Here is a 26998-nt window from a genome sequence, read left to right as displayed (position 1 = left end):
CACCGACGCCCCTACGCCGACGCGTCCGTGAGCAGCTTCGCCTCCTCCGGGGTCAACTCCACGTCCGCCAGGGCCAGTAGCGGTGCCAGCTGGTCGAGGGAGCGGGCGCTGGCGATCGGGGAGGTGACCGTGGGGCGGGTGAGGAGCCAGGCGAGGGCGATCGTCGCGTGGGGGACGCCGCGGGAGTCCGCGATCTGGTCGAGGGCGGCGAGTACGCGCGGGCCGCGCTCCGTCTCCAGGTGCTTCGCGGCACGCTCGGCGCGCGGGCTGTCGCCCGAACTCTCCGACGCCGCACGGTACTTGCCGGTGAGGAAGCCCATGGCCAGCGCGAAGTACGGCATCACCGCGAGCCCGTGCCGGTCGGCGACCTCCGCGAGCGGACCCTCGTAGGTGTCGCGGGAGACCAGGTTGTAGTGCGGCTGGAGCGCAACGTAGCGGGCGGTGCCGGCGCCGGAGCCCGTGCGGCCTTCGCCGCTGAACGCGAGGGAGGCTTCGAGGCGTTCGGGCGAAATGTTGGACGCGCCGATCTCGCGTACCTTTCCGGCGCGTACGAGGTCGTCGAGTGCGCCGACGATCTCGGAGACCTCGACGGACTCGTCGTCGAAGTGCGTGTAGTAGAGGTCGATGCGGTCGGTGCGCAGGCGGCGCAGCGAATCGTCGGCGGCGGCCTTGATGTTGGCGGCCGAGAGGCCCTTGCGTTCGGGGTGTGCGCCGACCTTGGTGGCGATGACCAGGTCGTCGCGGTTGCCGCGTGCCGCCGCCCAATCGCCCACGACCGTCTCGGAGTCCATGCCGCCGGGGACGCCGTGGCGAACGCCCGAGTAGACGTCGGCGGTGTCGATGAAGTTGCCGCCGGCCGCGGTGTAGGCGTCGAGGACGTCGAAGGAGGCGGACTCGCCGGCGGTCCAGCCGAAGACGTTGCCGCCGATGCACAGCGGAGATACGGACAGGCCGCCGAGGGCCCGCCGGGAGGCGAGTCCGCCGCCGTTGGCGGCCGGGTGCGGGGATTCGCGGGTCGCGTCAGGGGAGTCGTACTCAGACATGTGCCGACCGTACTGCCCCTTCGCGCGCGGTGGTTGCCGTAGGCATGGCACGAGGGAAAACCGACGACCCTGGTGTCGGGGGGTGGTCCACCAGGGCCGCCGGAGCATGAGTGACCGCATGGGCGGGACCGCATGGGTCAGGGGCCGTGCTCTTGTGTGGAGGAGGGCCCCCGTCCGCCGCCGCCTCGTCCCCTCCTGTGTACGCCGAGGGGCATGGGCGAGCTGTGCGTGGTCCAGACACCCCGACGGTGCGAGGCGGCGGCGGCGCGACAAGTCATCGCGTAGGCAGATACGAATGTGCAGATGTGGGCGCGCCGTTACGGGGCTGCGCGAGCAGAGGTGCGGGTACGGGGGCGGGCCGGTGTCCGGGTACGGACGGGCGAACCGCGGGTGTGAGCACCCCTGTTGACTGTGGTGGCCGTGACTTGTGACGGGGTAGTGGCGGTGGCGGTGTGACGTGCGCGGGGAAGCAGCCTGGCGGCGGCCCTCTTCCGGACCGCCCTCGGCGTCAGGGGGTGATGCCCTTGCCCCGCAGCCACGCCTCCGGGTCGATCGCGTCGCCGCCGCCCGGGTGGACCTCCAGGTGCAGGTGGGCGCCTGTGACGTTCCCGGTGGAGCCGACGTGGCCGATGAGTTCGCCCGTGCGGACCTTCTGGCCCGCCGAGACGTTCATCGAGGACTGGTGGCAGAACCAGAGTTCGGTCCCGTCGTCCAGCTTCAGGATCGTGCGGTAGCCGAACGAGCCAGCCCAGCCTGCCTCCTTGACGGTGCCGGAGTGGACGGCCCTGATCGGCGTGCCGGAGGAGGCCGCGAAGTCCAGGCCGGTGTGGCCGTTGACCCACAGGCCGCCGGAGTCGCCGAACCTGGAAGTGAGTTGGTAGCCGGAGACGGGAAGCTTGAAGCTCTTCGCGAGCTTGGCCAGGCGGGCCTCCTCCGCCTTCGCGCGCTCCGCGGCGACCTGCTTCTTCTCGGCCTTGGCCGCCTTCGTCCGAGCCGCGTCGGCCGCCTTGTCGACGGCGGCCTTGCGCTCGGATGCCTCGGCGGCGGACTGCTGCTGCTGGGCCTGCTGGAGGATGCGGGAGCGCAGCGCCTCGCCCGCGTCCGTACGGCCGGCCTTGGTGTCGCTCTCGGTCAGTGCCGCCTGGGTGAGGGGCTGACCTGCGACGGTCTCCTCGGAGCCGCCGGAGAGCAGCTTGACGCCCGGAAGGTCCTTGGCCTTGTTCGCGGCCGCCGCCACGTCCGGCATGGAGATGGACGTGGACGGCTTCTCCTGCGCGGTGGCCATGCCGCCGGCGCCGACCGCCGCGATCATGCCGACGCCGAGTACGGCGCCGCTGCGGGCCATGCTGCCGCCGCGCTGCTTGGCGATCTTGTGGCGTCCGCGTACGGGCTGTACGGACTCCTCGGTCGGGTTCCACTCCTCGAAGGGGGCGGCTCCGGGGCCGAAGGCGTCGGGGACGGGCGGCACGGAGTCGGGCCCGAACTCGTACTTGCCGTACTCGGACGTCCCGTACTCGGACGTCCCGTAATCCGGCGTGCCGTACTCGGGCGCGCCGAAGCCGGGTGCCTCGAACTCGTGGGTGCCGTAAGGCGGTTGCGCCTGCGGACCGGTCTCGTATCCGTGGGTCCCGTACCCGTGCGGCTCGAACGTCTCGGTCAGCTGCGAGGCGTAGGCGCCGTACTGGTCGTACTGACCGTACTGTCCGTACGAGGGGCCGAACTGCCGGTGGAATGCGCCGTCGTCGCCGTAGGAGGGGCCGTAGTCGGCGTATCTGCCGGACTCTTCGTCGTCGAGATACTCGTCGTACGTGCCCTCGGGGGCATGCCTGTTGGACGCCACGGGGGCGTTCTCCTTTCCTTCCTTCTCGCCTACCGGGTTAGCTGACGGGTTCGGAGCAGGAAGGTCTCCTACGAACTGCCCGCCCGTGGGCGGAACTTGCCGATTCACCCCATCCCCGCCGTGTGAGCGGCAGGGGGTGGTTCCCCGGTTCCTTTGGTGCAGCGGTATCGAGTTGTCGCTCGGGGTGGTGCACGTTCAGGATTCGGCGACGGCGCACGGAGCCGTCTCTCGTGACGGCGGTGACGACCGCGCTGCGTTATGGAACGTTAATCGAGCGGCGTCTGTGATTCCAAGCGGTTCCGGTGAGATTTGTAGCCGCATGACATGCAGCTTCCGGGACAGTAAGGGCCAATCGGGACACGCGGTCACCGCAGGCGGTGCGTGCGGTCGCGGTGCGTGACCGGTGAATCGCCCGTGAAGGGGCGTCAGTTGGGCATGGACGCTTCCCGGTGCGCGGTGGGGCGGTCGCCCGAGGGGCGCCGAACGGAAGGCGAGGCGTAGGGCGGCAAGGGAAGGCGAAGGGGGAATGCGGGGGGACGGGAGGCGGCGGAAGCTTTCCGGGCCCGCGATCGCCGCAGGTGCCCACGACCCCGGACCGCACGCCCCGGCGCACCGTGCGCGTACAACCCGGCGCCGCGGGCCACCCCGCACCGGCGTCCGTTTGCTTCCGCTTCTGACGGGAACCGAGCTGTATGTCCTATTCACAGAAGCTGCTTGCCTGCGCCGGCGCCCTCCGCACCGTGCTGCCCCACCCCGAGCGGCAGGGACGGGTGCTCGCCGCCATCGAGAAGACCGAGCACGACACACGGCTCGATCCCCCGCTCCAGGGGATGCAGCGGGCCGTGCACGCACTCCCCCTCAGCGAAGAGGACCGCGACCTGCTGCACGGGCACTGGCTCGGCCATCCCCTGCATCCGGCGCTCGTCCAGATCCCCCTAGGCACGTGGTTCTCGGCCGCGCTCCTGGATCTGATCCCGGGCAAGCGGCGCCACTACGCGCCCGCGCTGCTGATCGCCACGGGCCTCGGCGCCGCCGTACCGGCAGCCGTGACCGGCTGGATCGACTGGGCGGAGCTGCGCAAACCGCAGATGCGCGTCGGGCTCGTGCACGCGCTCGCCAACACCGTCGCCATCTCCTTCTACGTGTCCTCGCTGGGCGCACGGCTGCGCGGCCGTGCCCTGCGCGGACGGCTGCTCGGGTACGCGGGGCTGACGGCGGTCAGCGTCGGCGGCGTGCTCGGCGGCCATCTCGCCTACCGGCAGGCGTCGTCCGTCAACCACGCGGAGGACATCTCCGTACGTACGGAACCGGGCTGGCACTCTCTCGGCGCCACCGCGGACCTGCCCGTCGGGAAGGCGGTGCGGCGCGCGGTGGGAGACATGCCGGTCGTGGTCGTACGGGAGAGCGGCGGCGCCGTCCACGTGCTGGCCGACCGGTGCAGCCACATGGCCGGGCCGCTGTCGCAGGGCGAGATCGTCGACGGCTGTGTGCGGTGCCCGTGGCACGGCAGCGTCTTCCGGCTGACGGACGGCCGGAACGTCGCCGGCCCGGCGACCTCGCCGCAGCCCGTCTTCGAGACGCGGCAGAGCGAGGGGCAGGTGGAGGCGCGGCTCGCCTGACGCCCCCCCCGTGAACGGCGGCGGGGGTCGGCTCTCCGTTCCGGCCGTCGTGCGCGTGCTGCCGGGCGGCCTCACGTTCCGCGCCCGGCGGGGCGGGCGGGCCACGCCTGTCCTCCTCGGTCCGTGTCCCTCCCCACCGGTTCGGAACCGATCGCGTCCGGCGGGCTCCCTCGCGCCCGACCGGCTCCCCCACGCCCGACCGGCTCCCTCGTCCGCCGCCCGTACGGAAGCACAGCGAGCCGGATCCGTGCCGGTGGCGGAGACTGAGGAGAGGCCGGAGCAGGGACGACGGCGGCCGGCCCGCCCCGTGGAAGGGAACGGACGAACGTGGACACGGGAGGCAGGGGCAGCGGGCAGGACCCGGAACACCCGGGTCCCACGGGCCGGAACGGGGGCGGTGGCAGGGAAACCGGCACGGAAGCAGGCGGGGAAACAGGCACGGAAACAGGCAGGGGCGCGGGCCGGAGCCGTAGCCGGAGCAAGGCCGGAGCAAGGGACCGGGCCAGAGCCAGGGAACGGGACGGAGACCCCGACGCGGGGCTGCTGCGGAGCCTCGGCGTACTGCGCGACCGGGCGGACCGCGACAGCGCGTTCACCGCACGCCTCTACCGCACCCGGCGCATCGACTGGCTGCCCCGCTGGGTGAAGGCGCTCCCGCCGACGCTCGTGGTCATGGCCCTCGTGCTGGAGCTGGCCACGCCGACGCGCTACTCGTTCGCGTCGTTCCTGACCGCAGCCGTCGTGCTCGCGGCGCTGCTGACACGTCCGTTTGCGACGGTCCTGACCGGCGTGCTGTCCATCGCCCTGCTCACCGGCATGCATCTCGGCCTGTCGGACGTCTATCCCGAGAACGTCGTCGGCCCGATCATCACCCTCGCCCTGGTCACCGCGTTCTCGACGCTGCTGGCGATGATCCTGGAACGTACGACGCTGCGGCTCGTGCAGGTCAACGCGGTCGCCGAGGCCACTCAGCGGGCCCTGTTGCGTCCACTGCCGGAGCGGCTGGGACCGGTGCGGCTCGCCGGCGTATACCGCGCGGCGGACGAGGCGGCCCTGATCGGCGGCGACCTCTACAGCGTCCGGTCCACTCCGTACGGGGTGCGGGCGCTGGTCGGTGACGTACGGGGCAAGGGCATCGGCGCGACGGAGGGCGTGGCGACGATCACCTCGACCTTCCGCGAGGCGGCGATGACGTGCTCGACGCTCGCGGAGACGGCCGACCGGATCGAGGCGGCCATGGCCATGGACCGTACGGACATGGAGGTGGGGGGCTCACAGGCGGTGCCCGTGCGGGGGACGCCGAAAGGCTGGTCGCAGGAGCTGTTCGCGACGGCGGTGCTGCTGGAGTTCCCGCTGGAGGGCGGGCTCGTGCGGGTGCTGAACCGCGGGCATCCGCCGATCTTCCGGCTGGGCGGCCCGGACGGCGTGTGCCGCCTGAACCCGGAGCCGGCGCTGCCGCTCGGCTTCGGCGACCTGTCGGCGGAGGAGCAGCCGGGGGAGCAGTGCCATGTCCTGGCGTACGGCGAGACGCTGGTCGCGTACTCGGACGGCGTCACCGAGGCCCGCAGCCGCGACGGCGTCTTCTACCCGCTGGGCGCGCGGCTCGCGGAACGCTACGGCGACGGGCACGGCGCATCCGTGATCCACGAGGACGGGAACCGCTCCGGTGTCGAACCCGCGGAGATCGTCTCCTTCATCCACAGGGACGTCACCCGCTGGGCCCGGACGATCAACGACGACCTGGTGATCCTCGTCCTCCAGCACGCGCCCGGCTAGGGGGACGCGTCGGCCGGGCCGACGGGCGGGTCAGCGCGGGGCGCGAGTCGCGCGACGCGCGCCGGGGACGACGCGGAACCGGCGTCGACGGGGTCGCCCCCCGGGGGGCCGGGAATCCAAGGGCCCGGCGGCCCGGGGCCGGGAGCGCGGCGACCCGAGGGCCGTGGCGGTCCAGGAGCCGCGGCCCGCCCGCCCGGGCGACCGCCCCAGCGGGGGCTACGCACGAGCGCCCGGGGTGGCCGTCGTCGGACGGTCACCCCGGGCGCTCGGTGCGCTGCGGGCCGGAGAACGGCGCGCGATGCGCGGTGCGCGGTGCGCGTGCGCGGTGCGCGCGAAAACGCGACCGCGTCAGCGGATCAGTCGCGCTCCGCGCCCTCCGGCAGCGAGCGGAGGTCGAGCTTCGGAGTCTTCTGCTCCAGCGACCAGTCGAGCATCTTCTTCGCGTCCGGGTAGCGGTCGCCGCTGTTGAGGATCACGCCGACGACCGAATGCCCGTTGCGCTCCGCCGCGAAGACGAGGCACGGACCGGCCTTCGTGCCGGTGCCGGTCTTGATGCCGATGACGCCCTTGTACGAGCCGAGCAGCTGGTTCGTGTTGTACCAGGTGTACGTACGGCCGTTGGTCGCCTTCTGCTTCGTCGAGGTGGACTTGGCGACGTTGCGGATGTTCGTGCTGCCCAGCGTGTACTTGCCGAGCTTCGCCATGTCGCGCGCCGTGGAGTGGTTGTGCCCCTTCTTCGAGATGCCGTCGAAGGAGTCGAACTCGGTGTTCTTCATGCCGAGTTGGCGTGCCTTGGCGTTCATCTTCGCGATGAAGTCGTCGGCTCGGGCCGTCGTGGAGCTTCCCTTGCCGACCGCGTCGGCCAGCGCGTACGCGGCGTCGCACCCGGAGGGGAGCAGCATCCCGTAGAGCAGCTGCCGCAGGCTCAGCTTGTCGCCCGTCTTCAAGTCGGCCGTGCTGCCGCCCCACTTGGAGACGTAGTCGCGGTACGCCTTCTTCACGGTGATCTTGCGGTCGAGGTCGGCGCCGGAGCTGACCACCACCGCCGCCGTCATCACCTTGGTGGTGCTGGCCATCTCCCGCTTGGTGTCGGAGCCCTTGCCCCACATCTCCTCACCGGACGAGGCGTCCAGCAGGAATGCTCCCTTGGCCTTGACGCCGGAGGGGCCGGCCGCCTGTGCCGTATAGACGAAGGGTCCGGCGGCCAGCAGAGCCCCGGCCGTCACCGCCACGGTCACTCGGCGGGCCTTCTTGGATACACGAATCAACTCGAAGCTCCATCGTCCGCGGGGCTGCCCGACCGCCCGTAGGGACACGGGACGGCCACCCCGAAAAAAGTCTGTGGTTCCAAGGACAACGCAACGCCCCGTTCGGTTGCAGAGAGACCGTCCCGTACGTCAGTTCACGCGTTCACTTCCCCAGCCGGGCTCCGTGTCCGCGTCCGCGCACCGGCCGCCGAGGAGACGGCGGAGAAGGCAGGCGGACGAACGGCACGAACAGCCCGGCAGAGGTCCGGACAACGCGCTTCCCGCACGGGGCGGAACGGTCCTCGTCACCGGCAGCACCCGGGGCACGGGCCGCCGCCTCGCCCGCGGGAATCGGCGGCGGACGGGGCCACGGTGCTGCTGTAACGGACGGGACCGTACACGAGTCGGGCACCCGCCCGCAGATCCGCCTACCCCGCAACTGCCGCCGAGGCCACGGGAGTCGGCGCCCGGCGCCGGTTCACACCCGGTTCACACCTCGGAGCGCTGCGGGATCGCGTCGCCCGACGGGGCGTCACCGCGCCCGTAGTGGTGCGTGGTGAACATGTACAGCAGCCCCGATCCGACGACCACGCCGCCGCACAGCAGCACGATCCAGTTCTCCCACCACGACTGCTCCGGGTTGCGCGCCCAGGAGATGTTGATGATCGCGAAGATGCCGTACGCGAGTGCCGACGCGTTGATGAGCAGTCCCCAGCGGCCCAGCCGGTACTCGCCCGAGGGCCGCCAGCCCTTCAGCCGCGCGCGCAGCGCGGCGAGCACGACCATCTGGAACGAGCCGTAGATGCCCAGGATCGCAAAGGAGACGATCTTCGTGAGGGCGTCCTCCGAGATCAGCGACCCGAAGGCGATCACGGTGGGGATGACGGCCGCCACCAGCAGGGCGTTGTGCGGCACGGCACGCGCGTAGGAGAACGAGCGCAGCAGCCTGTGCCCGACGACCATCTTGTCCCGCGCGTACGAGTAGATGAGGCGGCCCGCGGCGGCCTGGAGGCTGATCGTGCAGGACAGGAACGAGATGAGCACGACGCCCATCACCGTGCGGGCTCCCACCTCGCCCAGCGCGTCGAAGAGCACCCGCACCACCGGGTCGGTGTCCTTGCCCGCGATGACCGCCTTGTAGTCGGAGACGGCGAGCAGCAGGGTCAGGCAGGTGAAGGTGGCGGCGGCGCCGCCGACGTAGACGGTGCGCCGCATCGCCCGGGGGATGACGATGCCGGGACGTGCGACCTCCTCGGCGAGGTCTCCGCACGCCTCGAAGCCGTAGTACTGGTAGAAGCCGATGATGGCCGCGGCGAGGAAGACCGGCACGTACGAACCGCCGCCTCCCGTACCGAAGTTGTCGACGATCACGCCGATTCCGTGGAAGCGGTGCGTGGACAGCAGCCAGACGCCGACGACGAGGGCGCCGACCAGCTCCGCGGTGAAGCCGATGATCGCCGCCTTCGAAAGCGCCTTGGTGCCCGCGTAGTTGATGAGCGCGGCGATGATGATCAGGGCGACGGTGCACAGCACGGTGGTGTGCACGGACGGTTCGAAGCCGAAGAGGATGGCGATGTACGGGCCGGCCCCGTACGCCACGGCCGTGATGGTGACCAGCAGCGCCCACATGTAGACCCAGCCCGTCATCCACGCCCAGCGGATGCCCCACAGCCGGCGCGCCCACGGGTAGACGCCGCCCGCGATGGGGTACTGCGCGACGATCTCGCCGAAGACGAGCGCGACGAGGAACTGGCCGGCGCCCGCGAGCAGGAAGGCCCAGATCATCGGGGGCCCGCCGGTGGCCAGGGCCGTGGCGAAGAGGGTGTAGGTGCTGACGACGGGGGAGAGGTACGTGAAGCCGAGGGCGAAGTTCGCCCACGGGCCCATCTCCTTGCGGAACTCCGAGCCGTGTTCGGCGTGTTCGGCGCCGCCTCCCCCGCCGTCTCCGCTGCTCCCGGGGCCTCCCGCCGCGGCGGGGCTTCCGGCGTCCGTCATCGGTGCTCCTCTCCCAGTTCTGCCGGCGCGTCACCGGGCGCGTCACCGGGCATGCCGCCTGCCGTGCCCGGTGACGCGCCCGCCGTGCCTGCCGCCCCCGTCGCCGCGCCCGCCGTGGGTGCGGCCGTCCGCGTACGGCCGGTGATCAGGTCCGCGGCCCGTTCGGCGACGAGCAGCACGGTGACCATCGGGTTGACGGTCGGCATGCTCGGAAACACCGACGCGTCGACCACCCGTACGCCCTCCTCGCCGCGCAGCCTCAACAGCGGGTCGACCACCGCTCCTTCGTCGTCGGCGCGGCCCATCCGGCAGGTGCCCGCCGGGTGGTAGACGGTGTGCGCCGCGCGTCTGCCGTACTCGGAGAGCTGCTCGTCGGTGGTCGCGTCGGGACCGGGCGCCGTCTCGCGGAGCAGCCACTCGCGCAGCGGACCGGTGGCGGCCACTTCGCGCGCGATGCGCAGACCGTCGACGATCGTGCGCTCGTCGTAGCCGTCGGGGTCGGTGAAGTACCGGAAATCCAGGGCGGGTTTCTCCGCGGGGTCGGCGCTGTGCAGCCACATGCGCCCGCGGGAACGGGACTTGGGCACGTTGGGCGTCATGCACACCCCGTACGGGGGCGAAGGCAGCCCGAGGCGTTCGGTGTTGAGCGTGAACGGCACCTGGTAGAAGTGGAACATCAGGTCGGGCCCGGGTTCGCGGCCGTCGCGCCGCACGAAGAGGCCCGCGTCGGAGTCCATCGCCGACTCCGGCGGGAGCGGGCCCGCCGTCTCCCAGACGACGACCGACTCCGGGTGGTCCAGCAGGTTCTCACCCACGCCCGGCAGGTCGGCCAGCACCTCGATGCCCAGCCTGCGCAGGGCGCCCGCCGGTCCGACGCCGGAGAGCATCAGCAGCCGCGGGGTGTCGACCGCGCCCGCGCACAGCAGCAGTTCGCGCTCGGCCCGTACGGTGCCTTCGGAGCCGTCCGCGTACCGCACCCGCACCCTGGTGAGGCGGCCCGCGGCGTCCCGCACCAGCCGGTGTGCCCAACTCTCCAGTCTCAGCGTCAGGTTGGGCCGGTCCATGACGGGGTGGAGATATGCGACGGACGCCGACGAGCGGTGGCCGGTGACGGGATCGTAGGCGAGGGAGAAGAAGCCGGCGCCCTCGGTGAAGGGCCGCTCGTTGAAGTCGTCGACGACGGGCACGTCGAGCGCGTTCACCGCGGCGTTGACGAAGTCGTGCGCGACGGGGTTGCGGTCCTTCTCGGCGACCGGGCGGATGGTGTTCCGCAGCCGGTGCCGGTACGGGAGCAGCGTGCCGGCGTCCCAGCCGTCGGCCCCGAGGCGCACCCACTCCTCCAGGTCGTGCGGGAAGGGCAGGAAGCTGATGAGGGTGTTGTGGGAGGAGCAGCCACCGAGGACGCGGGCACGGGAGTGCAGGATGTGGGAATTGCCGCGGGGCTGTTCGACGGTGGGGTAGGCGTAGTCGTACTCGGTGCCGAGGAGATTGATCCAGTTCCTCAGCTTCAGCACGTTCTCGTCGCCGACGTCGCTGGGGCCGCCCTCGATGACGCACACCCGGCACCCGGGGTCCTCCGTCAGCCGCGCGGCCAGTACGCAGCCGGCGGTGCCGCCGCCGACGATCACGTAGTCGTAGGCGTCGTCGCCGCGGTCGCCGCCGCCGGTGTTCCCGCTCGTCTCAGTCATGTCGTGCCGCCGTCTCCGCGCTCTCTTCCGCCTGTCCGCCGGGCCGGTGCCGGTGCCGGCCCGGCGATCGCTCCGGCCGGTCCGGCCGGTCCCCCGGCCCGGTCAGCCCTTGAACCAACCGGACGGCGCCGGCGCGAGGTTGTGGTAGATGTGCTTCGCCTCCTGGTACTCCCGCAGTCCCGTCGGGCCGAGTTCGCGTCCGATGCCGGACCTGCCGAAGCCGCCCCACTCGGCCTGCGGTACGTACGGATGGAAGTCGTTGATCCAGACCGTGCCGTGGCGCAGCCTGTCGGCCACCCGCTGCGCGCGGCCCGCGTCGCCCGTCCACACGCCGCCCGCGAGCCCGTAACGCGTGTCGTTGGCCAGCTCCAGCGCCTCCTCCTCGGTGTAGAAGCGCTCCACGGTCACGACGGGCCCGAAGATCTCCTCCTGCACGATCCGCATCGTCGGCTTGCAGTCCGCGTACACGGTGGGCAACAGGAAGAATCCGCGGGCGAGTTCGGGATCGTCGGGACGGCGTCCACCGGTGACGAGCCGCGCCCCGTCCATGCGCGCGATCTCCAGATAGCCCTCCACCTTCGCCCGGTGCTCGGCCGAACTGAGCGGCCCGGACTCGGTGAGCGGTTCGAGACCGTCGCCGAGGCGGATCGCCTCGGCCCTGGAGGCGAGTTCGGTCACGAAGCGGTCGTGCAGGCCGTACTGGACGATGAGCCGCGACCCGGCCGAGCAGACCTGGCCGGAGTGGAGGAACGCCGCGTCGAGGGCGTAGTCGAGCGCGGCGTCGAAGTCGGCGTCGTCGAAGACGATGTTGGGGTTCTTGCCGCCCAGCTCCAGCGCGATGTTCTTCACCCCGGACGCCGCGCTCTCCATGATCCTCCGCCCGGTCGACAGTCCTCCCGTGAACGAGACGAGATCGACCTCCGGGTGCGAGGTCATCGCGGCGCCGACCGTGGCGCCCGCGCCCAGCACCAGGTTGGCCACGCCGGGCGGCGTGCCCGCCTCTTCCAGCAGTCCCATCAGGGCGATCGTCGTCAGCGGCGTCATCTCGCTCGGCTTGAGCACGAACGTGTTGCCCGCGGCCAGCGCGGGCGCGACCTTCCAGGAGGCCTGGAGCAGCGGGTAGTTCCACGGTGCGATCAGCGCGCACACCCCGACCGGCTGGTACACGACCCTGCTCAGCACGTCGGGGCCGACGTCGACGACGCGGCCCGCCTCCTTACCCGCGATCTCGGAGAAGTAGCGGAAGGCGCCCGCGATGTCCTCGATGTCGAGGCGCGACTCGGCGAGCGTCTTTCCGGTGTCCAGGGTTTCCAGGCGGGCGAGTTGCTCCAGGTCGCGCAGGAGGAGTTCGTGCACGCGGTAGAGGACGTCCGCGCGGCGGCGGGTCGGCGCCCATGCCCAGTCGGCGCGTTCGAAGGCCCGCTTGGCGGCCCGTACCGCCAAGTCCACGTCGGTCTCGTCCGCCTCGTCGACCGCGGTGATGACGGAGGCGTCGAACGGGTTGACCACATCGCGCTGTCCGCCGGTGACGGCCCCGGTCCACTCGCCGTCGATGTACAGCTCGGCCATCGCGAAGCCCTCCGCTCGCCCCTGGTGTTCGCCGTCCCCCTGTCGCCGGCATGACCGCTCCAACATCGTGCGGGGCGGGGCGGCTTCCTACGGGGCGCACCGGACGGGGGGACTTGGGGAGGGGATGTTGACCCACGTGGACTAAGAACGGGCGAGCGGCTGACCGGAGTTGACCGCATCCGTCATGGAGAACGACCGCCCGCTGTGCGTTTCCGCCGCCCCGTCGACGCGTCGACGCGTCGACGCGTCCGTACGTCACCGCCGTTGCCCGTCGTCCGCAGCGGTATGCCGCGGGCCCCGTCGTCCGCAGCCGTATCCGGCAGGCCCGCTACCCGCCTTTCTCGTCCGGCTCGTGGCCCTCGTCCACGTCGTCCGGCACCGGTACCCGCCCCTGGGGCCGTACGGCGGGCTCCCCGCGCCGGAAGGAACCCGGAGCGCGCCCCGGAGGCCGGGCGGGCCGGCGCCTGGAGGAGGTGAGATGCCACGGCACGGCGGTGACCATCACGCCGGGCACGAGGAGCAGCCGGCTCTTGAGCCACAGCGCGGACTTGTTGTGCAGCAGGTTCTCCCACCAGCGGCCCACGACGTACTGCGGGATGAAGACGTTGATCACGTCGCGCGGGCTCTCCCGGCGAATCGAGCGGACGTACTCCACGATCGGTCTCGTCACCTCGCGGTAAGGCGACGCCAGCGTCTTCAGCGGTGTCGCGATCCGCGCCGAATCCCACTGCGCCCGCAGCTGCTTGGCCTCGTCGCGGTCGACCGCGACGGTGACGACCTCCAGGGTGTCGGGATGCGATGCGCGCGCGTAGGCCAGTGCGCGCAGCGCGGGCTTGTGCAGCCGGGAGATCAGCACCACCGCCCGTACGCGCGAGGGCAGCACCGCCTCCTCGGACGGGTCGGCCACGGCGAGTTCGTCCGACGTGCTGTCGTAGTGCCGCCTGATGCCGCGCATCATCAGCCAGAGCAGCACCGCCGCGAGCACCGCCAGATAGGCGCCCTCAAGGAACTTGGTGAACAGCACGACGACGAGCACCACACCGGTGATCGACGCGCCCACCGCGTTGACGGCGCGCGCCGTGTGGTGGCGGCGGCGCAGGGCGGCTGCATCCGGGCCGGAAGCCTTGCCCGGCTCGTTCGTACGGACCGAGGCCGTCAGATTGCGCAGTTCGCGGTTCCAGTGCCGGACCATGCCCGTCTGGGAGAGCGTGAACGAGGTGAAGACGCCCAGGATGTAGAGGTGGATCAGGCTCGTCACGGAGGCGTGGTACGCCCACAGCAGCACGGCCGCGACCAGGGCCAGCGCCACGATCCCGTTGGAGAAGGCCAGCCGGTCCCCGCGGGTGTGCAGTTGGCGCGGAAGGTAGCGGTGCCGGGCCAGGATCGACGACAGCAGCGGAAAGCCGTTGAACGCGGTGTTGGCGGCCAGCACGAGAACCAGCGCCGTCACCGCCTGCACGAAGTAGAAGCCGAAGCTGTGATCGCCGCCGAAGGTCGCCGCGGCCAGCTGGGCCACGACGGTGCGCTGCGGCGTGCCCGCGCAGTCGCCGCCGACGCCGGTGAGCCGGCACGTGTCCTGGGTGATGTGCACGTCGGCGACCAGTGCGAGCGCGGTGACGCCGGTGAACATCGTGATCGCGATCAGGCCCATCACGCTCAGCGTGATCGCGGCGTTCCTCGGCTTGGGCCTGCGGAACGCGGGCACGCCGTTGGAGATCGCCTCCACACCCGTCAGCGCCGTACAGCCGCTGGTGAACGCACGCAGCGCCAGCAGGAACAGGGCGAAGCCGGTGAGGCCGCTGTCCCCCGGTACCGGCCGGATTCCGTGTGCCGCCGACTCGGCCACGGGAGCGTCGCCGACGGCGGCACGGAACAGGCCCGTGGCGCACATGACCAGCACACCGCCGGCGAACAGATACGTGGGCACCGCGAACGCCCGCCCCGACTCCCGCAGGCCGCGCAGATTCACCGTCGCGAGCACGGCCACGAACAGCACGGCCAGCAGCGTCCGTTGACCGTGCAGGGACGGTACGGCGGAGATGACGTTGTCCACGCCCGCCGCGACGGAGACCGCGACCGTCATCACGTAGTCCACGAGCAGCGAAGCGGCCACGACCAGGCCCGCGGACGGGCCCAGATTGGTGGAGACGACCTCGTACGAGCCGCCGCCGGACGGATAGGCCTGCACGACCTGCCGGTACGACAGCACCACCACCGCCATCAGCGCCACCACCGCGGCGGCGGCCCACTTGGCGAGATGCAGATACGCCAGCCCGCCGAGCGTGAGCACCAGCAGGATCTCCTGCGTGGCATAGGCGACCGACGACAACGGGTCCGAGGCGAACACGGGCAGCGCGAGCCGCTTCGGGAGCAGCGTCTCCCGCAGGTCCTCCGTCGGGAGCGCGCGACCGATCAGCAGCCGCTTGACCGAGTCGCTCAGGTTCGCCACGTGGGCGAGCGTAAGCGCAGGGGTACGGGCCGGGGCGCTCCGGCACGGCCCGTACCCCCGGGCACCGCACGGGAACCGCGCCCCCCGACACCGGACGGGAACCGGTGGCCCGGCACCCGACGGGAACCGTGCCCGGGCACCGGACGGCAACCGTGCTCCCGGCACCGGCGGACAACCGCCCCCGGCACCGAACGGGAACCGTGGTGCCCCGACACCGGCGGACAACCGCCCCCGGGCACCGCACGGGAACCGGTGCCGCTGTGGCGCCGGAGGCGCCGGGAAGCCGGAGGCCCCGAAGGGCACGGCTGGCGCCGGAGGTGCCCAAAGGCGCCGGAGGCGATCGGAGACACGGGAGGTGCCCGAAGGCACGGGAGGTGCCCGAAGGCGGGCGCCGGAGGCGCCGGAAACCGCGGCTCAAACCCCCCGCACCGCATTGGCGAAGATCGCATCCCGCAGGTACCGCGCCATGCCCGGCTTGATCGCCTCGTAGTACGCGGTGAAGCGCTCGTCCGCGACGTACATCTCACCGAGGCAGGTGTGCATCTCATACGGGCACTCGTAGAAGTTGCGGCCGATCTGCCGCCTGTGCTCCTCGGCGAGATCCATCGCCGCCTCTGACTCCGGCCCCGCGCCGCTCTCCATCAGCGCGGCGAAGTCCCGTCCCCACCGCTCGCCCTCCTCCTTGATCCGCAGCCAGTCCTCCTTCGTGTACGAGGCCGTTCTGCGCTGCGACTCGCGGTACGCGTCGGTGCCGCCCCAGCGCCGCTCGGTCTCCTCCGCGTACTGGTCGGGGTCGAAGTCCCCGAACACCTCGAACTTCTCCTCGGGTGTGAGATCGATGCCCATCTTCCGTGCCTCCATTGCGTGTTCGACGGCGGCGGCCATCTTCCGGAGCCTCTCGATCCGCGAACTCAGCAGCTCGTGCTGCCGCCGCAGGTGCTCCCGCGGGTCCACGTCCGGGTCGTCGAGAAGTACCGCCACCTCTTCGAGCGAAAAGCCGAGCTCCCGGTAGAACAGGATCTGCTGGAGCCGGTCCAGGTCGGCGTCGCCGTAACGGCGGTGGCCGGCATGGCTGCGCTCGCCGGGCACCAGCAGGCCGATCTCGTCGTAGTGATGCAGCGTGCGCACGGTGATGCCGGCGAACCCGGCGACCTGTCCCACGGAGTAGCTCATCTCCGCTCCTCTCTCGTACGCACTTCACGATGAGCCCTCACGTGACGTGAGGTGCAAGCGGAATTTCCCGCGGGCCACCGGACCGCGACCCCGGCCCGCACCCGCACCCGCACCCGCACCGGCACCGGCACCGGCACCGGCACCGGCAGCGCACCCCCACCGCACAAGACCGCCCGCATTTGACAGTGGCCGAATGTGCACGGTTAGCCTCGAAAGATGACAACAATGTTCAGAAAGGCGCTCGGTGCACTGCCCAGGTTGGGTGTGCAGGTGCTCGACCTCGGCCCGGGTGCCGCCGTTGTCTCCCGGCGCGGCGGCTACACCGCTACGAAGACGAGCGTGGATTCGTGGATGGTGGGCGGCAAGCGACCGGACACCGACACCGACACGTCCGCCGACAGCTGGGGACTGCACAAGGCGGCCGCCGCCGACCTGTGCACCCGCCACGTCGCCGAGCTGCTCGCCAACTACGAAGTGAACTGCGTGTTCGACGTCGGCGCGAACAAGGGGCAGTACGGCAGGCAGCTCCGCGAGTCCGGTTACCGCGGCAGGATCGTCTCGTTCGAGCCCGTACCGGAGGCGCTGGAGCGGCTGCGCAAGTCCGCCGGCCGCGATCCCGACTGGCGGGTGTGCCCCTTCGCACTGGGCCGCAGCGAGTCCGTCCAGGACATGCACCTGGGCTGGAAGACCATGAACTCGCTGCTGCCGCCCAGCGCTTACGGAAAGAAGCGCTACAAGCGGTTCGCCGACTCCCGTACCGAACAGGTGCGGATACGGCGGCTGGATCAGGTCATGGACGAGGCCCTGGAGGGGATCGCCGAGCCGCGCCCCTATCTGAAGATGGACACGCAGGGCTTCGACATGGAGGTCTTCGCCGGCGCCGGCGAGCGAATAGGCGACTTCGTCGGGATGCAGTCGGAGGTCGCCGTGCTCCGGCTGTACGAGGGGAGCCCGCACATGAGCGAGGCGATCGCCGCGTACGAGGACGCGGGCTTCGAGATCACCGGGATGTATCCGGTCACGCGTGAGAAGACCACGGGGCGCGTCGTGGAGTTCGACTGCGTACTGGCGCGGGCGGAGTCGGCACCGGCCAGGCTGCGCTGAGGACACGGCGGGCGGAGCCGTAACGCGTCCGCCGCGCGCACCCCGCCTGCCCCACCTGTCTCCAGCCCACCTGCCCGAAGACAGAGGCACCGAGAGGGAGTTGGCGACCCGAGACAGGGAGCGTCGAGGGCCCGCACGCTCAACCACCCCCGCACGCCCACGAGTTGAGAACGGCGAGCCGAGGACGGCGAACCGAGGGACCGCGAACCACACACCCCCGGGCGCCCGTTCCCAGGCCCCCGGCTCGCCGGGGCTTCGGGATCCCGCCACCGCCCCCGGAGTGACATCCGCCACCGCATCTTTCCCGGCAGGCGTGGGACCCGTACGGCGCCCGGCGGCGGTCAGCGCCCGGCGGCGGTCACCGAACTCGCTTCACGCTGCCGGTCCGGAATTCATTCCGGCCGGTCGGACTCCGTTCATCTGGGCTTTACAGCACGCGGGCAACCGCAGGAAACAAGCCGTAATCCAGCTGAAAGGTTGCAGTGCGTACCACGCCCACGGTCAGCAAGCCCCCGGTCAAGGTGAGCGTCGTCGTCCCGACCCACAACACCGGCAGGACGGTGCTGACCGGACTGCGCTCCTTCCTCGCCCAGACCATGCCCCGCTCCGACTTCGAAGTCGTCTACGTCGACGACGGCTCCACCGACGACACCGTCGCGATACTCGAATCCGAACTCGCCCGCCAGGAAGCCGAGTCGGCGGTCCGCGTGATACGCACCGGCAACTCCGGCTGGCCCGGCAGGCCCCGCAACATCGGCGTCGACGAAGCCCGTGGCGAGTTCGTCCACTTCGTCGACGACGACGACTGGCTCGCGCCCGAAGCCCTTGAACGCACCTACGAGCGTGCACGGGAGACGGGAGCCGACATCGTCATAGGGCGCATGGCCGGGCACGGACGCCGCGCGCCGCGCGTCCTGTTCGAGAAGCCCCTCGCCTCGGCCGACCTCCGCACGTCCGCCAACGCGCTGCTGACGTCGATGACCGTGCACAAGCTCTTCCGGCGCGACTTCCTGCGTGACCACGGACTGCGCTTCGCGGAGGGACCGGTCCGGCTGGAAGACCACATGTTCACGCTGCGCGCGTACCTGCTCACCGACCGGGTGGCCACCGTGCACGACTACACCTGCTACCACTGGGTGCGGCACCGCGGCGACGAGCACAACAACATCAGCTACGGGAAGATCGATCCCGGCCCCTACGTCGACAGCGTCCGCAAGGTCCTCGCGATCCTCGAAGCCCCGGACACCCGCGTCGCCTCCGCCCGCCGCCGCCACCGGCTCGCGGCCAACTGGTACGGCAAGAAGGCCCTCGCCCGGATCAGCGGCGAGCGCTACCTCGCACAGCCCGACCACCGGAAGACCGAGTGGTTCGAGGCGGTGGGCGCCCTGGCCGCCGACATGCCGCCGGAGGCGGACGCGGCGCTCCCCACCCGGCTGCGGATCGTCGCGGCACTGGCCCGCCATCACGACCGGACGCCGCTCGACGAGTACGCGAAGTTCGAGGCCGCGGTCGACCAGCAGCCGCACGTCCACTCCGCGAAGTGGGACGACGGCGGGCGGCTCACCGTCAGGTGCGGCACCCGGCTCGTACGCAAGAGCGGCAAGGGCGCCCGTTCCGTGCCGCTGGCCTTCTCACGGACGCGAGGCCGCCACCGGCTGCGGCTGACTCCGGGAACCGGGGAGGCGGCGGACGCCGGAGCCGCGCCGGACACCGCAGCCGCCGCCGCGGGCCCCCCGGAAATCGCCGCCGTCGACGCCGTGCCGGGAGTCGCGGAGGCCGCCGACTTCACGAGCGCGGTGCGGCGCAGCAGCGTCCGCGGCCTGCTGCGCCACCGCGAAGGCGGAACGGTGCTGAGCGTGCCGCTCGACCACCGCGTGGTCGAGGAACCGCTGCGCAACGGCAAGACCCAGGCCACCGCGCCGGAAGCGCTCAAGACGCTGACCAGGGCCGCCGGGGGAGCCGCGCGCCGCCTGAGCGAGCGCCTGGGACTGCCGGGCTCCCCGGGCTCGCCGGGCTCCCATCCGTACGCGGACGGACCGGACCCCCGCGACGAGCGTGCGGAACGCGAAGCCGCCGATCAGCGTGCGGAACGCGAAGCCCACGATCAGCGTGCGGAACGGGCAGCCCACGAGCAGGGCGACGAACGTGACGACTGCGCCCTGAGCTTCGAGACGGAGTTCACCGTCGACCCCGCCACGGCCGACAACGGCCGCCCCCTGGCCCCGGGCACCTGGGACCTCCAGCTCCAACTGGGCTTCGGCGGCTGGCGCGCCGCCCGCACCCTGCGCGGCTACTCCATCGACGTACCGGCGGAGAACGAAACGGACCGGCCACGGCAGCGCACCCCGAAGCTGCGCCGTCCGGTCCTCCAGCCGGCGGCCTGGTGACCGCCCGAGGCTCTGCTACGACGCCGCCTGTCCCTGGAGGCTCCCGACGGCGTCGGTGAGGAAGTCCAGCGGTGCGTCGAGGTTCTCCGTCGAGAGCTGCACCTCCGAACGCCAGGTGAGCAGATGGCCGTAGCGCACCTCGAGCGGCAATTCGCCCGCGCGCGGGTCGGAGATCAGGAACCGGCCCAGCCCGCCGCGCAGGAGCGCCAGGGCGCCCTCCTCGTCCTCGGCGACGATGTGGAACTCCTCGTCGACCTGCGGGATCCCCGTGGCGAGGGAGCCGCCCGAGGTGACCTTGCTGTGCCAACGCCGGTGCAGAATGCGGATGTCGGGAACGTGCGCGCTCAACTTCAGTGCCCACACGGGAAAGTAGTGGATCTGCTGCCTCATGTGATCGTCCACCCCGGACCCCACGCTGAGGGTGCTCTGGTACTCGAAGGCCCGGAAAGCGAACCCGCGGTGCGTCCCGGTGACGACGTTGCCGCCCGGCACGCCCTTCGCGACGGGCAGCGGACCGGCGCCGGAGAACGCGTCGATGAGCCCGGCGACCCCGGGCTCATAGCTCCAACCGCGGCCCTCCGCCAGGGCCTTCAGCTCCGCTCGGCCCTCCACCCTGGCCTGCGTACGCCGAGCGGCTCGCCTCCGGGACGAAATGATCAGGGCCGCGAGCGCGACGAAGAACAGCAGGTAGAACAGGATTTCCATGACGCGCGTTCCTCCCCCGTGTCCCGGCGGGCCGCAGCCCCCGGGCAAGTCCGACACCACCTGTGCCTCAGCATCGCACGTCACTCATACGAGCAGTCCCCGGGCTGCGTGCGCTCCCACACGACGCTTCGCCCGCCCCGCCCCGCACCGGCCACGGGCCGGCAGCGACGGAACAGCGACGGAACAGCGACGGAAAGGGCCCCGACGGGCGGAGAACCGCCGGTCAGGGCCGGGTGGATGTTCGTTCAAAAACGGTCGGTAGGCCGTGAGGGACTCGAACCCTCAACCAATGGATTAAAAGTCCACTGCTCTGCCAATTGAGCTAACGGCCCGCCCCCGCAGCATAGCCCGGCGGGCCGCCGGGCTTCGAAGGCATTGGCCTTCGCGCTGGGGAGGTTTCAGGGGTCAGGAGGGGCGTCAGCCGTTGCGCTTCCAGCGCGGCTTGTCCGTACGGCGGTCGAACGACCGGCCGCCTCCGCGGTGATCGTCGCGTCGGCCGTGCGGGCGGCGGTCGTCGTGGGAGCGGGCGTCGCGACCGTACGAGGACGAGGGGCGCCGGTCGTCCCGGCGGAAGCCCGGGCGGTCGCCTTCGCGGCGCTCGCGGTTGTACGAGTTGTACGACGGACGGGCTTCGCGCCGGTCGCCACGGGGACGGTCACGGTCGCGCCCGTACGCGGGCCGCCCGCCGTCACGCCGGTCGCCACGGTCACCGCCGCGGTCGTCCCGCCTGCCGTCCCGGCGCTGGTCCCGCTGCTCACGCTGGTCGCGCTGGTCCCGCTGCTCACGGTGATCGCGCTGCTCCCGGTCGCGCTGCTCGCGCACCTCGCGGCGCTGCTCCCGGCGCAGCTCGCGCTGCACGTCCGCCTCCACCTCGGCGGTCAGTGCCGCAGACGCCTCGGCGACGGCGGCGTCCGGGTCGTCGCCGCGCTCGCGCGCCGCGCGCGCCGTCAACCGCTCGGATTCCTCGCGGAGTTCGGCCGCACGCTGCTGCGCCCGCTCCAGCTGCCTGCTCAGCTTGGCGGCCTCGCGCTCGGCCTGCTTGGCGGCGTTCGCGGTCGCCTCGGCCTGCACCTCGGTCAGCGAACGCGCACCCGTGATCCGCGTCACTTCCTCGTCGAAGACGTCGCCCCGCCCGATGATGTGCCGCGAGGCGTCGACGCCCGCGTCCTCCATCAGCCGGAAGATCTGCTTCCGCTGGTGCGGCAGCGCCAGCGAGACGACCGTGCCGGACAGCCCGGCCCGCGCCGTACGCCCGGAGCGGTGCAGATAGTCCTTGTGGTCGCCGGCCGGGTCGACGTTCAGCACCAGGTCGATGTTGTCGACGTGGATGCCGCGGGCCGCGACGTCCGTCGCGACCAGCACGTTGACCTTGCCGTCCTTGAAGTCCGCCATCGTGCGCGTACGGGCGCCCTGCGTCATGCCGCCGTGCAGCGCGTCCGCGCCGACGCCGCCCTCCCGCAGCTGCTCGGCCACGCGGTCGGCGCCGAGCTGCGTGCGCACGAAAATGATCGTGCGGCCCTTGCGCGAGGCGATGGCACTGGTCACCGGCGCCTTGTCGCGCGGCTTCACGACGAGCACGTGGTGGCTCATCGTCGTCACGGCGCCCTGCGCGGCGTCCACTTCGTGGACGACGGGCGTGACGAGGTAACGCCGTACGAGGGTGTCGATCTCCTTCTCCATCGTCGCGGAGAAGAGCATCCGCTGCCCGCCCTCGGGCAGTTGGTCCATCAGCTCGGTGACCTCGGGCATGAAGCCCAGGTCGGACATCTGGTCGGCCTCGTCGAGCACGGCCACCTCGACGTCCTCCAGCGAGCAGGAGCCGCGCCCGATCAGGTCGCGCAGCCGCCCGGGGGTCGCGACGAGGACGTCGACTCCGCGCTCCAGGGCCGTGATCTGGTTCGCCATCGAGGTGCCGCCGCAGACGACCTTGAGCTTGAGCCCGAGCACGTCGCCGTACGGCTGGAGCGCGTCGGAGACCTGCATGGCCAGCTCACGCGTGGGCGTGAGGATGACGCCGCGGGGGCGCTTGCGCTCGGTGCGGGCGCCGGTGAGGCGCGTCAGCAGCGGCAGCCCGAAGGAGAGGGTCTTGCCGGAGCCCGTACGGCCACGGCCGAGGATGTCCTTGCCCTCCAGCGCGTCCGGGATGGTCGCGGCCTGGATGGGGAAGGGGATGGTGACGCCGTTCTGTGCGAGCTTGCGCACCACGGGCTCGGGAAGCCCGAGATCGGCGAAGGTGACGGTGTCCTCGTCCTCGGGCAGGACAGCGTCGATCGAGGCAACAGACATGCGAAGTGCGAACCTTCCGGAGTTCAGCAGCACGCGCCCAGACTCCGTGAATTCGCAAAAGACCGCCTCTATGCGGTCAGCCACGGCTGAGAGAAACGCGCCACGCGGCGCGCTCTGCAAGGGCGCCGGGCAAATGGGATCAAACGATCAACCAGCATACGCACCCTGAGGTGCGCCGCGCAAATGAGATCGGAGACGGTCCGCGGCCCCGCCGCGGCCCTCCCGTCGGCCTCCTCACCTCCCCTGACGGAACTATCGCCTGGTGGGCGGCGCCGGCACCGCCGTCGACGGCTGAGGGGGCTGCGGCGGCCGGGTCCGGGTGGGAGTGGGCTTCGGCACACTCGGCTCGGGCGGTGCCGGCGGACGGGGACGCGAAGGAGGAGTGGGCCGCGGCCGGGCGGGGCGGTCCGTACGGCCGGACGTGCCGCCCGAACTGTGGTGCCCCGCACCGGAGTCGGCGCCCTCGTGCGCATGGCGCCGCTTCGTGCCCTCACCGGTCCCGGAGTGCCGCTTGCGGGCTTCCGCGCCGCCGCCGGACCTGCCGTGCTCGTGCTCACGCCCCCGCCGATGCCGGTGGTCCTGCCCGGGTCCTTGCTCGCCCTGGCGCCGCAGGCTCCGGCCGAGCCCGCCCTCCGGGACCTCCGTGCCCGTGCCCGCGCCCGCCGAGGACGAGCCGTCACGCCGGACGGACCCGCCGCCGTCCGCTCCCTCGCCCCGTACCGTCATGCATCCGGACAGCACCGCGAGCACCATGGCGCCGGCCACCGCGCGGGCGGCGGTGCGAGCGACCGTACGGACGACGGGTGCGCGAACTCCCTTACGGCCGGGGGAAGTCGAGCGGGAACAGCCCTCCGGACCCGGCACGGCGCGGGGGTCTGCGGAGCCCGGAAAACGGGACGAGCGCACGGCGGGGCCTCCAGGGCACGCGGGAAGGACTGGACGGGATGGACGGTCGGTCGGTCGAGGCGAGAGAGCGGACCGGCAAACACGGCAAACACCGGCGGACGCCCTGCTCAACTGCCGCGCCGCGCAACAGGTCACGCGAACCGTCGCCCCAACACGCCGCGCGCGAGGGCGAGTCCGGCGACTGCCACCCCCCCCCCCGCACGGCAGGCACCGGCCCGGCCGTGATCGCCAACGTCGTTGTTCCGCGGCGGCGTTCGGTTCGGTCGGCCGCGGCATCCGTCTCGTACGAGAACGCCGAACAAGTCGTCGTGGGCGGGTGGGCGGTCGAGCGGTCGGTCACCGCTTCCGTACCGAAGGCAGTGCGCGGGTGGCCGCCGCCCCCGCCCATACCGCGGCGAGGGCGCCGAACAGCGTCGCGCCGAGATACGCGGCGCCGGTCGCCGCCGCATGATCGCCCGCCCGCAGCAGCTGCGCCGCCGCGACCGCGTACGTCGAGAAGGTCGTGTAACCGCCCAGCACGCCGACGCCGAGGAACGGCCGCAGCAGCGCGGGCGTACGCGCGTCCCGGCCGCCCTCGGCGATCAGCGCCATCAGCACGCCGATCAGGGCGCAGCCCGAGATGTTGACGAAGAAGATCCCCCACGGGAAGCCGGCGCTCCCACGCGCCGGGAGCCACAGTTCGAGCGCGTGGCGCGCGACCGCGCCGAGTGCGCCCCCAACGGCGACGGCGGCGAGCACCACGAGCCCGTGGCGTCCGGCGGTCTCGGCCCGCTGGGCCGGTACGTGCAGATCCACGTCGGGGTCGACGGCACCCTGGCCCGGCGGCGGCACGTCGGACCCGGGGCCGGAGCCGCTCATCCGTACCCCAGTTCATGCAGCCGCTCGTCGTCGATGCCGAAGTGGTGGGCGATCTCGTGCACGACGGTCACCTCGACCTCCGTGACGACGCCCTCCCGGCCGCCGCTCTCGCCGTCCACCATGCGCAGCGTCGGACCCCGGTAGACCGTGATCCGGTCGGGCAGCACGCCCGCGTACCACTCGCCCCGCTCGGTCAGCGGCGTCCCCTCGTAGAGACCGAGCAGCTCCGGATCCTCGGCCGGCGGCTCGTCCTCGACGAAGACAGCGACGTTGTCCATCAGCCGCGTCAGCTCGGGCGGAATGCGGTCGAGCGCCTCGGCCACCAGCTCCTCGAAGTCCTCGCGCGTCATCTCCAGCACCCGGCCATTGTCGCCAGACGGCAGTACGCGGTGCACGGCAGGCCCGGGCACGGTCGGGCCCCCGGCGCACCTCCGCAGCCGTATCGCGTCCCCTCCACCTCTGTTCCGGGCCCGCTCCCGCGCATGGTCCGGGCGGCTCCGCATAGGTGCCCGTCCACGCGGGCATAGGGGGCCTCATGGGCCGCGACGCCAGGAAGCCCCGTAAACCGCTCGCTCTGCCGCATTGGGTACGCAAACCTCCGGTCCCCCGCTTCCTCAAGGCCGGGAACATCCGGAAGGCCCGGTGGACCACCCGCGCCACGGCACGGACCACGGCACCGGCCCCGACCCCGGACCCGGCGACATCGCTCGCCCCCGCGCCCCGCCCGTACGTACGCGCCCTCGGCCTCGCCGCGACCACCCTCGTCGGCGCCTGGCTCGGCCTGCTGATCGTGGGCAGCATCGACGCGCCCGTGGGCCCCGTGGACACCAAGATGGCGCTCCGCCCCTCCCTCACGGGCGGCACCAGGGTCAACGTCTCGCCGCTCGGCGCCCTCGAACTGCGCAGCCACGCCGCGCCTCTCCGCCTCGACGTGAACGTCGACCAGCTCGACCAGCAGCGCGCCTCCGCCCTCGTCGACCACCCGGAACGGCTGGAAGGCCTCGAGGACGAGATCACCTCCGACGTGCAGGCGGGCACCGGCGAACTCGCGCTGCGCTCCGCCGTCGCCGTGGTCGTCGGCGCAGGCGCACTCGGCCTGGCCGTCTACCGGCGCCCGCGCCGCGCGCTCGCCGCGAGCGGTCTCGCGCTGGCGCTGCTGGCGGCCTCGGGTACGACGGCGTACGCGACGTGGAACCCCAAGTCGGTCCTGGAACCGAAGTTCTCCGGCCTGCTCGCCGGCGCCCCCTCCGTCGTCGGCAACGCCCGCAGCATCGTCACCGATTTCGACGTCTACCAGCGGGAGTTGGCCCGCCTCGTCACCAACGTGACCAAGCTCTACGAGGCGACCTCCACCCTCCCCGCGTACCAGCCCGACCCCTCCACGATCCGCGTGCTGCACGTCTCGGACATCCACCTCAACCCGGCCGCCTGGCAGATCATCAAGTCGCTCGTCGAGCAGTACGACATCGACGCGATCATCGACACCGGCGACACGATGGACCACGGCACCTCCGCCGAGAACGGCTTCCTCGATCCGGTGACCGACCTGGGCGCCCCGTACGTCTGGGTACGCGGCAACCACGACTCGGACGAGACGCAGAAGGCCTTCGAGGAGCTGGGCAAGAAGAAGGGCAGCGACGTCCACGTACTCGACGACGGCGTACCGCTGAACGTCGCCGGACTGCGCGTGGCCGGCTGGGGCGACCCCCAGTTCACGCCGGACCGCTCCGTCAAGCCCGAGGGGGACCCGCGCGAACGCAAGGACGGGCGGCGCCTGGCCCTGGCACTGCGCGCCCAGAAGGCGGCGGGCACCCCCGTCGACATCGCCGTATCGCACAACCCCGTACTGGCCAAGGAGACCGACGGACTCGTGCCGCTCGCCCTCGCCGGGCACACGCACCAGCGCAGCAACGAGATGCTGCCGCGGGACACCCGGCTGATGGTCGAGGGGTCCACGGGCGGCGGCGGACTGCGGGCGGTGGAGAAGAAGCAGCCGCAGAAGGTCTCCGCATCGGTCCTCTACATGGACCGGGACGGCGGGGAGCTCCAGGCCTGGGACGAGATCACGCTGGGCGGGCTCGGCCTGACCACGGCGGAGGTCACCCGTCACCTCGCGGAGGACGAAACGGGCTCGTCCCCCTCCCCCTCACCGTCTTCCCCCTCGCCCACGTCCCCGTCCTCGTCGCCGTCGTCCCCCTCGCCCTCGTCGTCGTCCGCGCCGGGATCGGCCGCTCACGAAGAGGGCTCGTACGGCCCCGGACCCGCCGCCGGCCCTGCTCCGGCGAACTCCCCGTAACCGTTTTGGCGAACGCTCCGCTATCCCATATGCTTCTCACGTCCCCGACGCGCTGAC

17 protein-coding genes, 1 tRNA gene and 1 riboswitch are annotated in these 26998 nt (G+C 71.8%); of the genes, 5 read left to right on the top strand and 13 right to left on the bottom strand.

Annotation, left to right across the window (positions count from 1 at the left end):
- Positions 1–11 precede the first annotated feature (11 nt).
- Both HCC61_RS27730 and HCC61_RS27725 read right to left on the bottom strand, forming a co-directional pair.
- Positions 12–1043 carry an aldo/keto reductase gene (locus HCC61_RS27730; protein WP_169140110.1) on the bottom strand — a complete coding sequence of 344 codons (1032 nt, stop codon included), beginning with the start codon at positions 1041–1043 and terminating at the stop codon, positions 12–14.
- A gap of 508 nt (positions 1044–1551) precedes the next feature.
- Positions 1552–2511, bottom strand: a complete 960-nt coding sequence (locus HCC61_RS27725; protein ID WP_346777420.1) for a M23 family metallopeptidase — start codon at positions 2509–2511, stop codon at positions 1552–1554.
- A 383-nt stretch (positions 2512–2894) separates the two neighbouring features.
- Positions 2895–3057: riboswitch (cyclic di-AMP (ydaO/yuaA leader) on the bottom strand.
- Between the two features lie 518 nt (positions 3058–3575).
- Here HCC61_RS27725 and HCC61_RS27720 point away from each other — a divergent pair.
- Together HCC61_RS27720 and HCC61_RS31590 are read left to right on the top strand one after the other, a co-directional pair.
- Positions 3576–4502, top strand: a complete 927-nt coding sequence (locus tag HCC61_RS27720) for a Rieske (2Fe-2S) protein (protein WP_169140108.1) — start codon at positions 3576–3578, stop codon at positions 4500–4502.
- Positions 4503–4829: 327 nt separating this feature from the next.
- Positions 4830–6278 carry a PP2C family protein-serine/threonine phosphatase gene (locus HCC61_RS31590; RefSeq protein WP_169140106.1) on the top strand — a complete coding sequence of 483 codons (1449 nt, stop codon included), beginning with the start codon at positions 4830–4832 and terminating at the stop codon, positions 6276–6278.
- A gap of 356 nt (positions 6279–6634) precedes the next feature.
- Here the strand turns inward: HCC61_RS31590 and HCC61_RS27710 are convergent, their stop codons facing one another.
- From HCC61_RS27710 to HCC61_RS27685, 6 genes are all read right to left on the bottom strand, one after another.
- Complete coding sequence (locus tag HCC61_RS27710) at positions 6635–7543, bottom strand: serine hydrolase (protein ID WP_346777419.1); 909 nt, start codon at positions 7541–7543, stop codon at positions 6635–6637.
- A 471-nt stretch (positions 7544–8014) separates the two neighbouring features.
- Positions 8015–9520 (bottom strand): amino acid permease, encoded by a 1506-nt coding sequence (locus HCC61_RS27705; RefSeq protein ID WP_169140104.1) that lies wholly within the window; start codon positions 9518–9520, stop codon positions 8015–8017.
- Positions 9517–11208: a GMC oxidoreductase gene (locus HCC61_RS27700; RefSeq protein ID WP_169140102.1), complete on the bottom strand. Its 1692-nt coding sequence runs from the start codon at positions 11206–11208 to the stop codon at positions 9517–9519. Before HCC61_RS27700 ends, HCC61_RS27705 begins: the two co-directional genes overlap by 4 nt.
- Positions 11209–11310: 102 nt before the next feature.
- On the bottom strand, positions 11311–12777 hold the full coding sequence (locus HCC61_RS27695; RefSeq protein ID WP_169140100.1) for an aldehyde dehydrogenase family protein: 1467 nt from the start codon (positions 12775–12777) through the stop codon (positions 11311–11313).
- A gap of 328 nt (positions 12778–13105) precedes the next feature.
- Positions 13106–15226, bottom strand: coding sequence for an APC family permease (locus HCC61_RS27690; RefSeq protein ID WP_169140098.1), 2121 nt, complete (start codon positions 15224–15226; stop codon positions 13106–13108).
- Positions 15227–15640: 414 nt separating this feature from the next.
- On the bottom strand, positions 15641–16399 hold the full coding sequence (locus HCC61_RS27685) for a MerR family transcriptional regulator (RefSeq protein WP_169140096.1): 759 nt from the start codon (positions 16397–16399) through the stop codon (positions 15641–15643).
- A gap of 216 nt (positions 16400–16615) precedes the next feature.
- Here HCC61_RS27685 and HCC61_RS27680 point away from each other — a divergent pair, with 216 nt between their 5' ends.
- On the top strand, positions 16616–17503 hold the full coding sequence (locus HCC61_RS27680; RefSeq protein ID WP_169140094.1) for an FkbM family methyltransferase: 888 nt from the start codon (positions 16616–16618) through the stop codon (positions 17501–17503).
- A 482-nt stretch (positions 17504–17985) separates the two neighbouring features.
- Positions 17986–19890 carry a glycosyltransferase family 2 protein gene (locus HCC61_RS27675; protein WP_169140092.1) on the top strand — a complete coding sequence of 635 codons (1905 nt, stop codon included), beginning with the start codon at positions 17986–17988 and terminating at the stop codon, positions 19888–19890.
- A 15-nt stretch (positions 19891–19905) separates the two neighbouring features.
- Here HCC61_RS27675 and HCC61_RS27670 read toward each other — a convergent pair whose 3' ends face one another.
- From HCC61_RS27670 to HCC61_RS27650, 5 genes are all read right to left on the bottom strand, one after another.
- A complete protein-coding gene (locus HCC61_RS27670) occupies positions 19906–20595 on the bottom strand; it encodes a hypothetical protein (protein ID WP_169140090.1) in 690 nt (229 codons plus the stop codon).
- Between the two features lie 259 nt (positions 20596–20854).
- Positions 20855–20927 (bottom strand) — tRNA-Lys (locus tag HCC61_RS27665).
- Positions 20928–21012: 85 nt separating this feature from the next.
- Complete coding sequence (locus HCC61_RS27660) at positions 21013–22881, bottom strand: DEAD/DEAH box helicase (protein ID WP_169140088.1); 1869 nt, start codon at positions 22879–22881, stop codon at positions 21013–21015.
- A gap of 1242 nt (positions 22882–24123) precedes the next feature.
- Positions 24124–24645 carry a CrcB family protein gene (locus tag HCC61_RS27655; RefSeq protein ID WP_169140086.1) on the bottom strand — a complete coding sequence of 174 codons (522 nt, stop codon included), beginning with the start codon at positions 24643–24645 and terminating at the stop codon, positions 24124–24126.
- On the bottom strand, positions 24642–25004 hold the full coding sequence (locus tag HCC61_RS27650) for a metallopeptidase family protein (RefSeq protein ID WP_346777417.1): 363 nt from the start codon (positions 25002–25004) through the stop codon (positions 24642–24644). Before HCC61_RS27650 ends, HCC61_RS27655 begins: the two co-directional genes overlap by 4 nt.
- 176 nt (positions 25005–25180) lie before the next feature.
- On the opposite strand from HCC61_RS27650, the gene HCC61_RS27645 reads away from it, so the two are divergent.
- Positions 25181–26941 carry a metallophosphoesterase gene (locus tag HCC61_RS27645; RefSeq protein WP_169140084.1) on the top strand — a complete coding sequence of 587 codons (1761 nt, stop codon included), beginning with the start codon at positions 25181–25183 and terminating at the stop codon, positions 26939–26941.
- The last annotated feature ends 57 nt before the right edge of the window (positions 26942–26998 follow it).

It is taken from the genome of Streptomyces sp. HNM0575, from assembly GCF_012726265.1.
Classification (GTDB): Bacteria; Actinomycetota; Actinomycetes; order Streptomycetales; family Streptomycetaceae; genus Streptomyces.
This window is presented reverse-complemented; position numbering and strand designations above follow the sequence as displayed.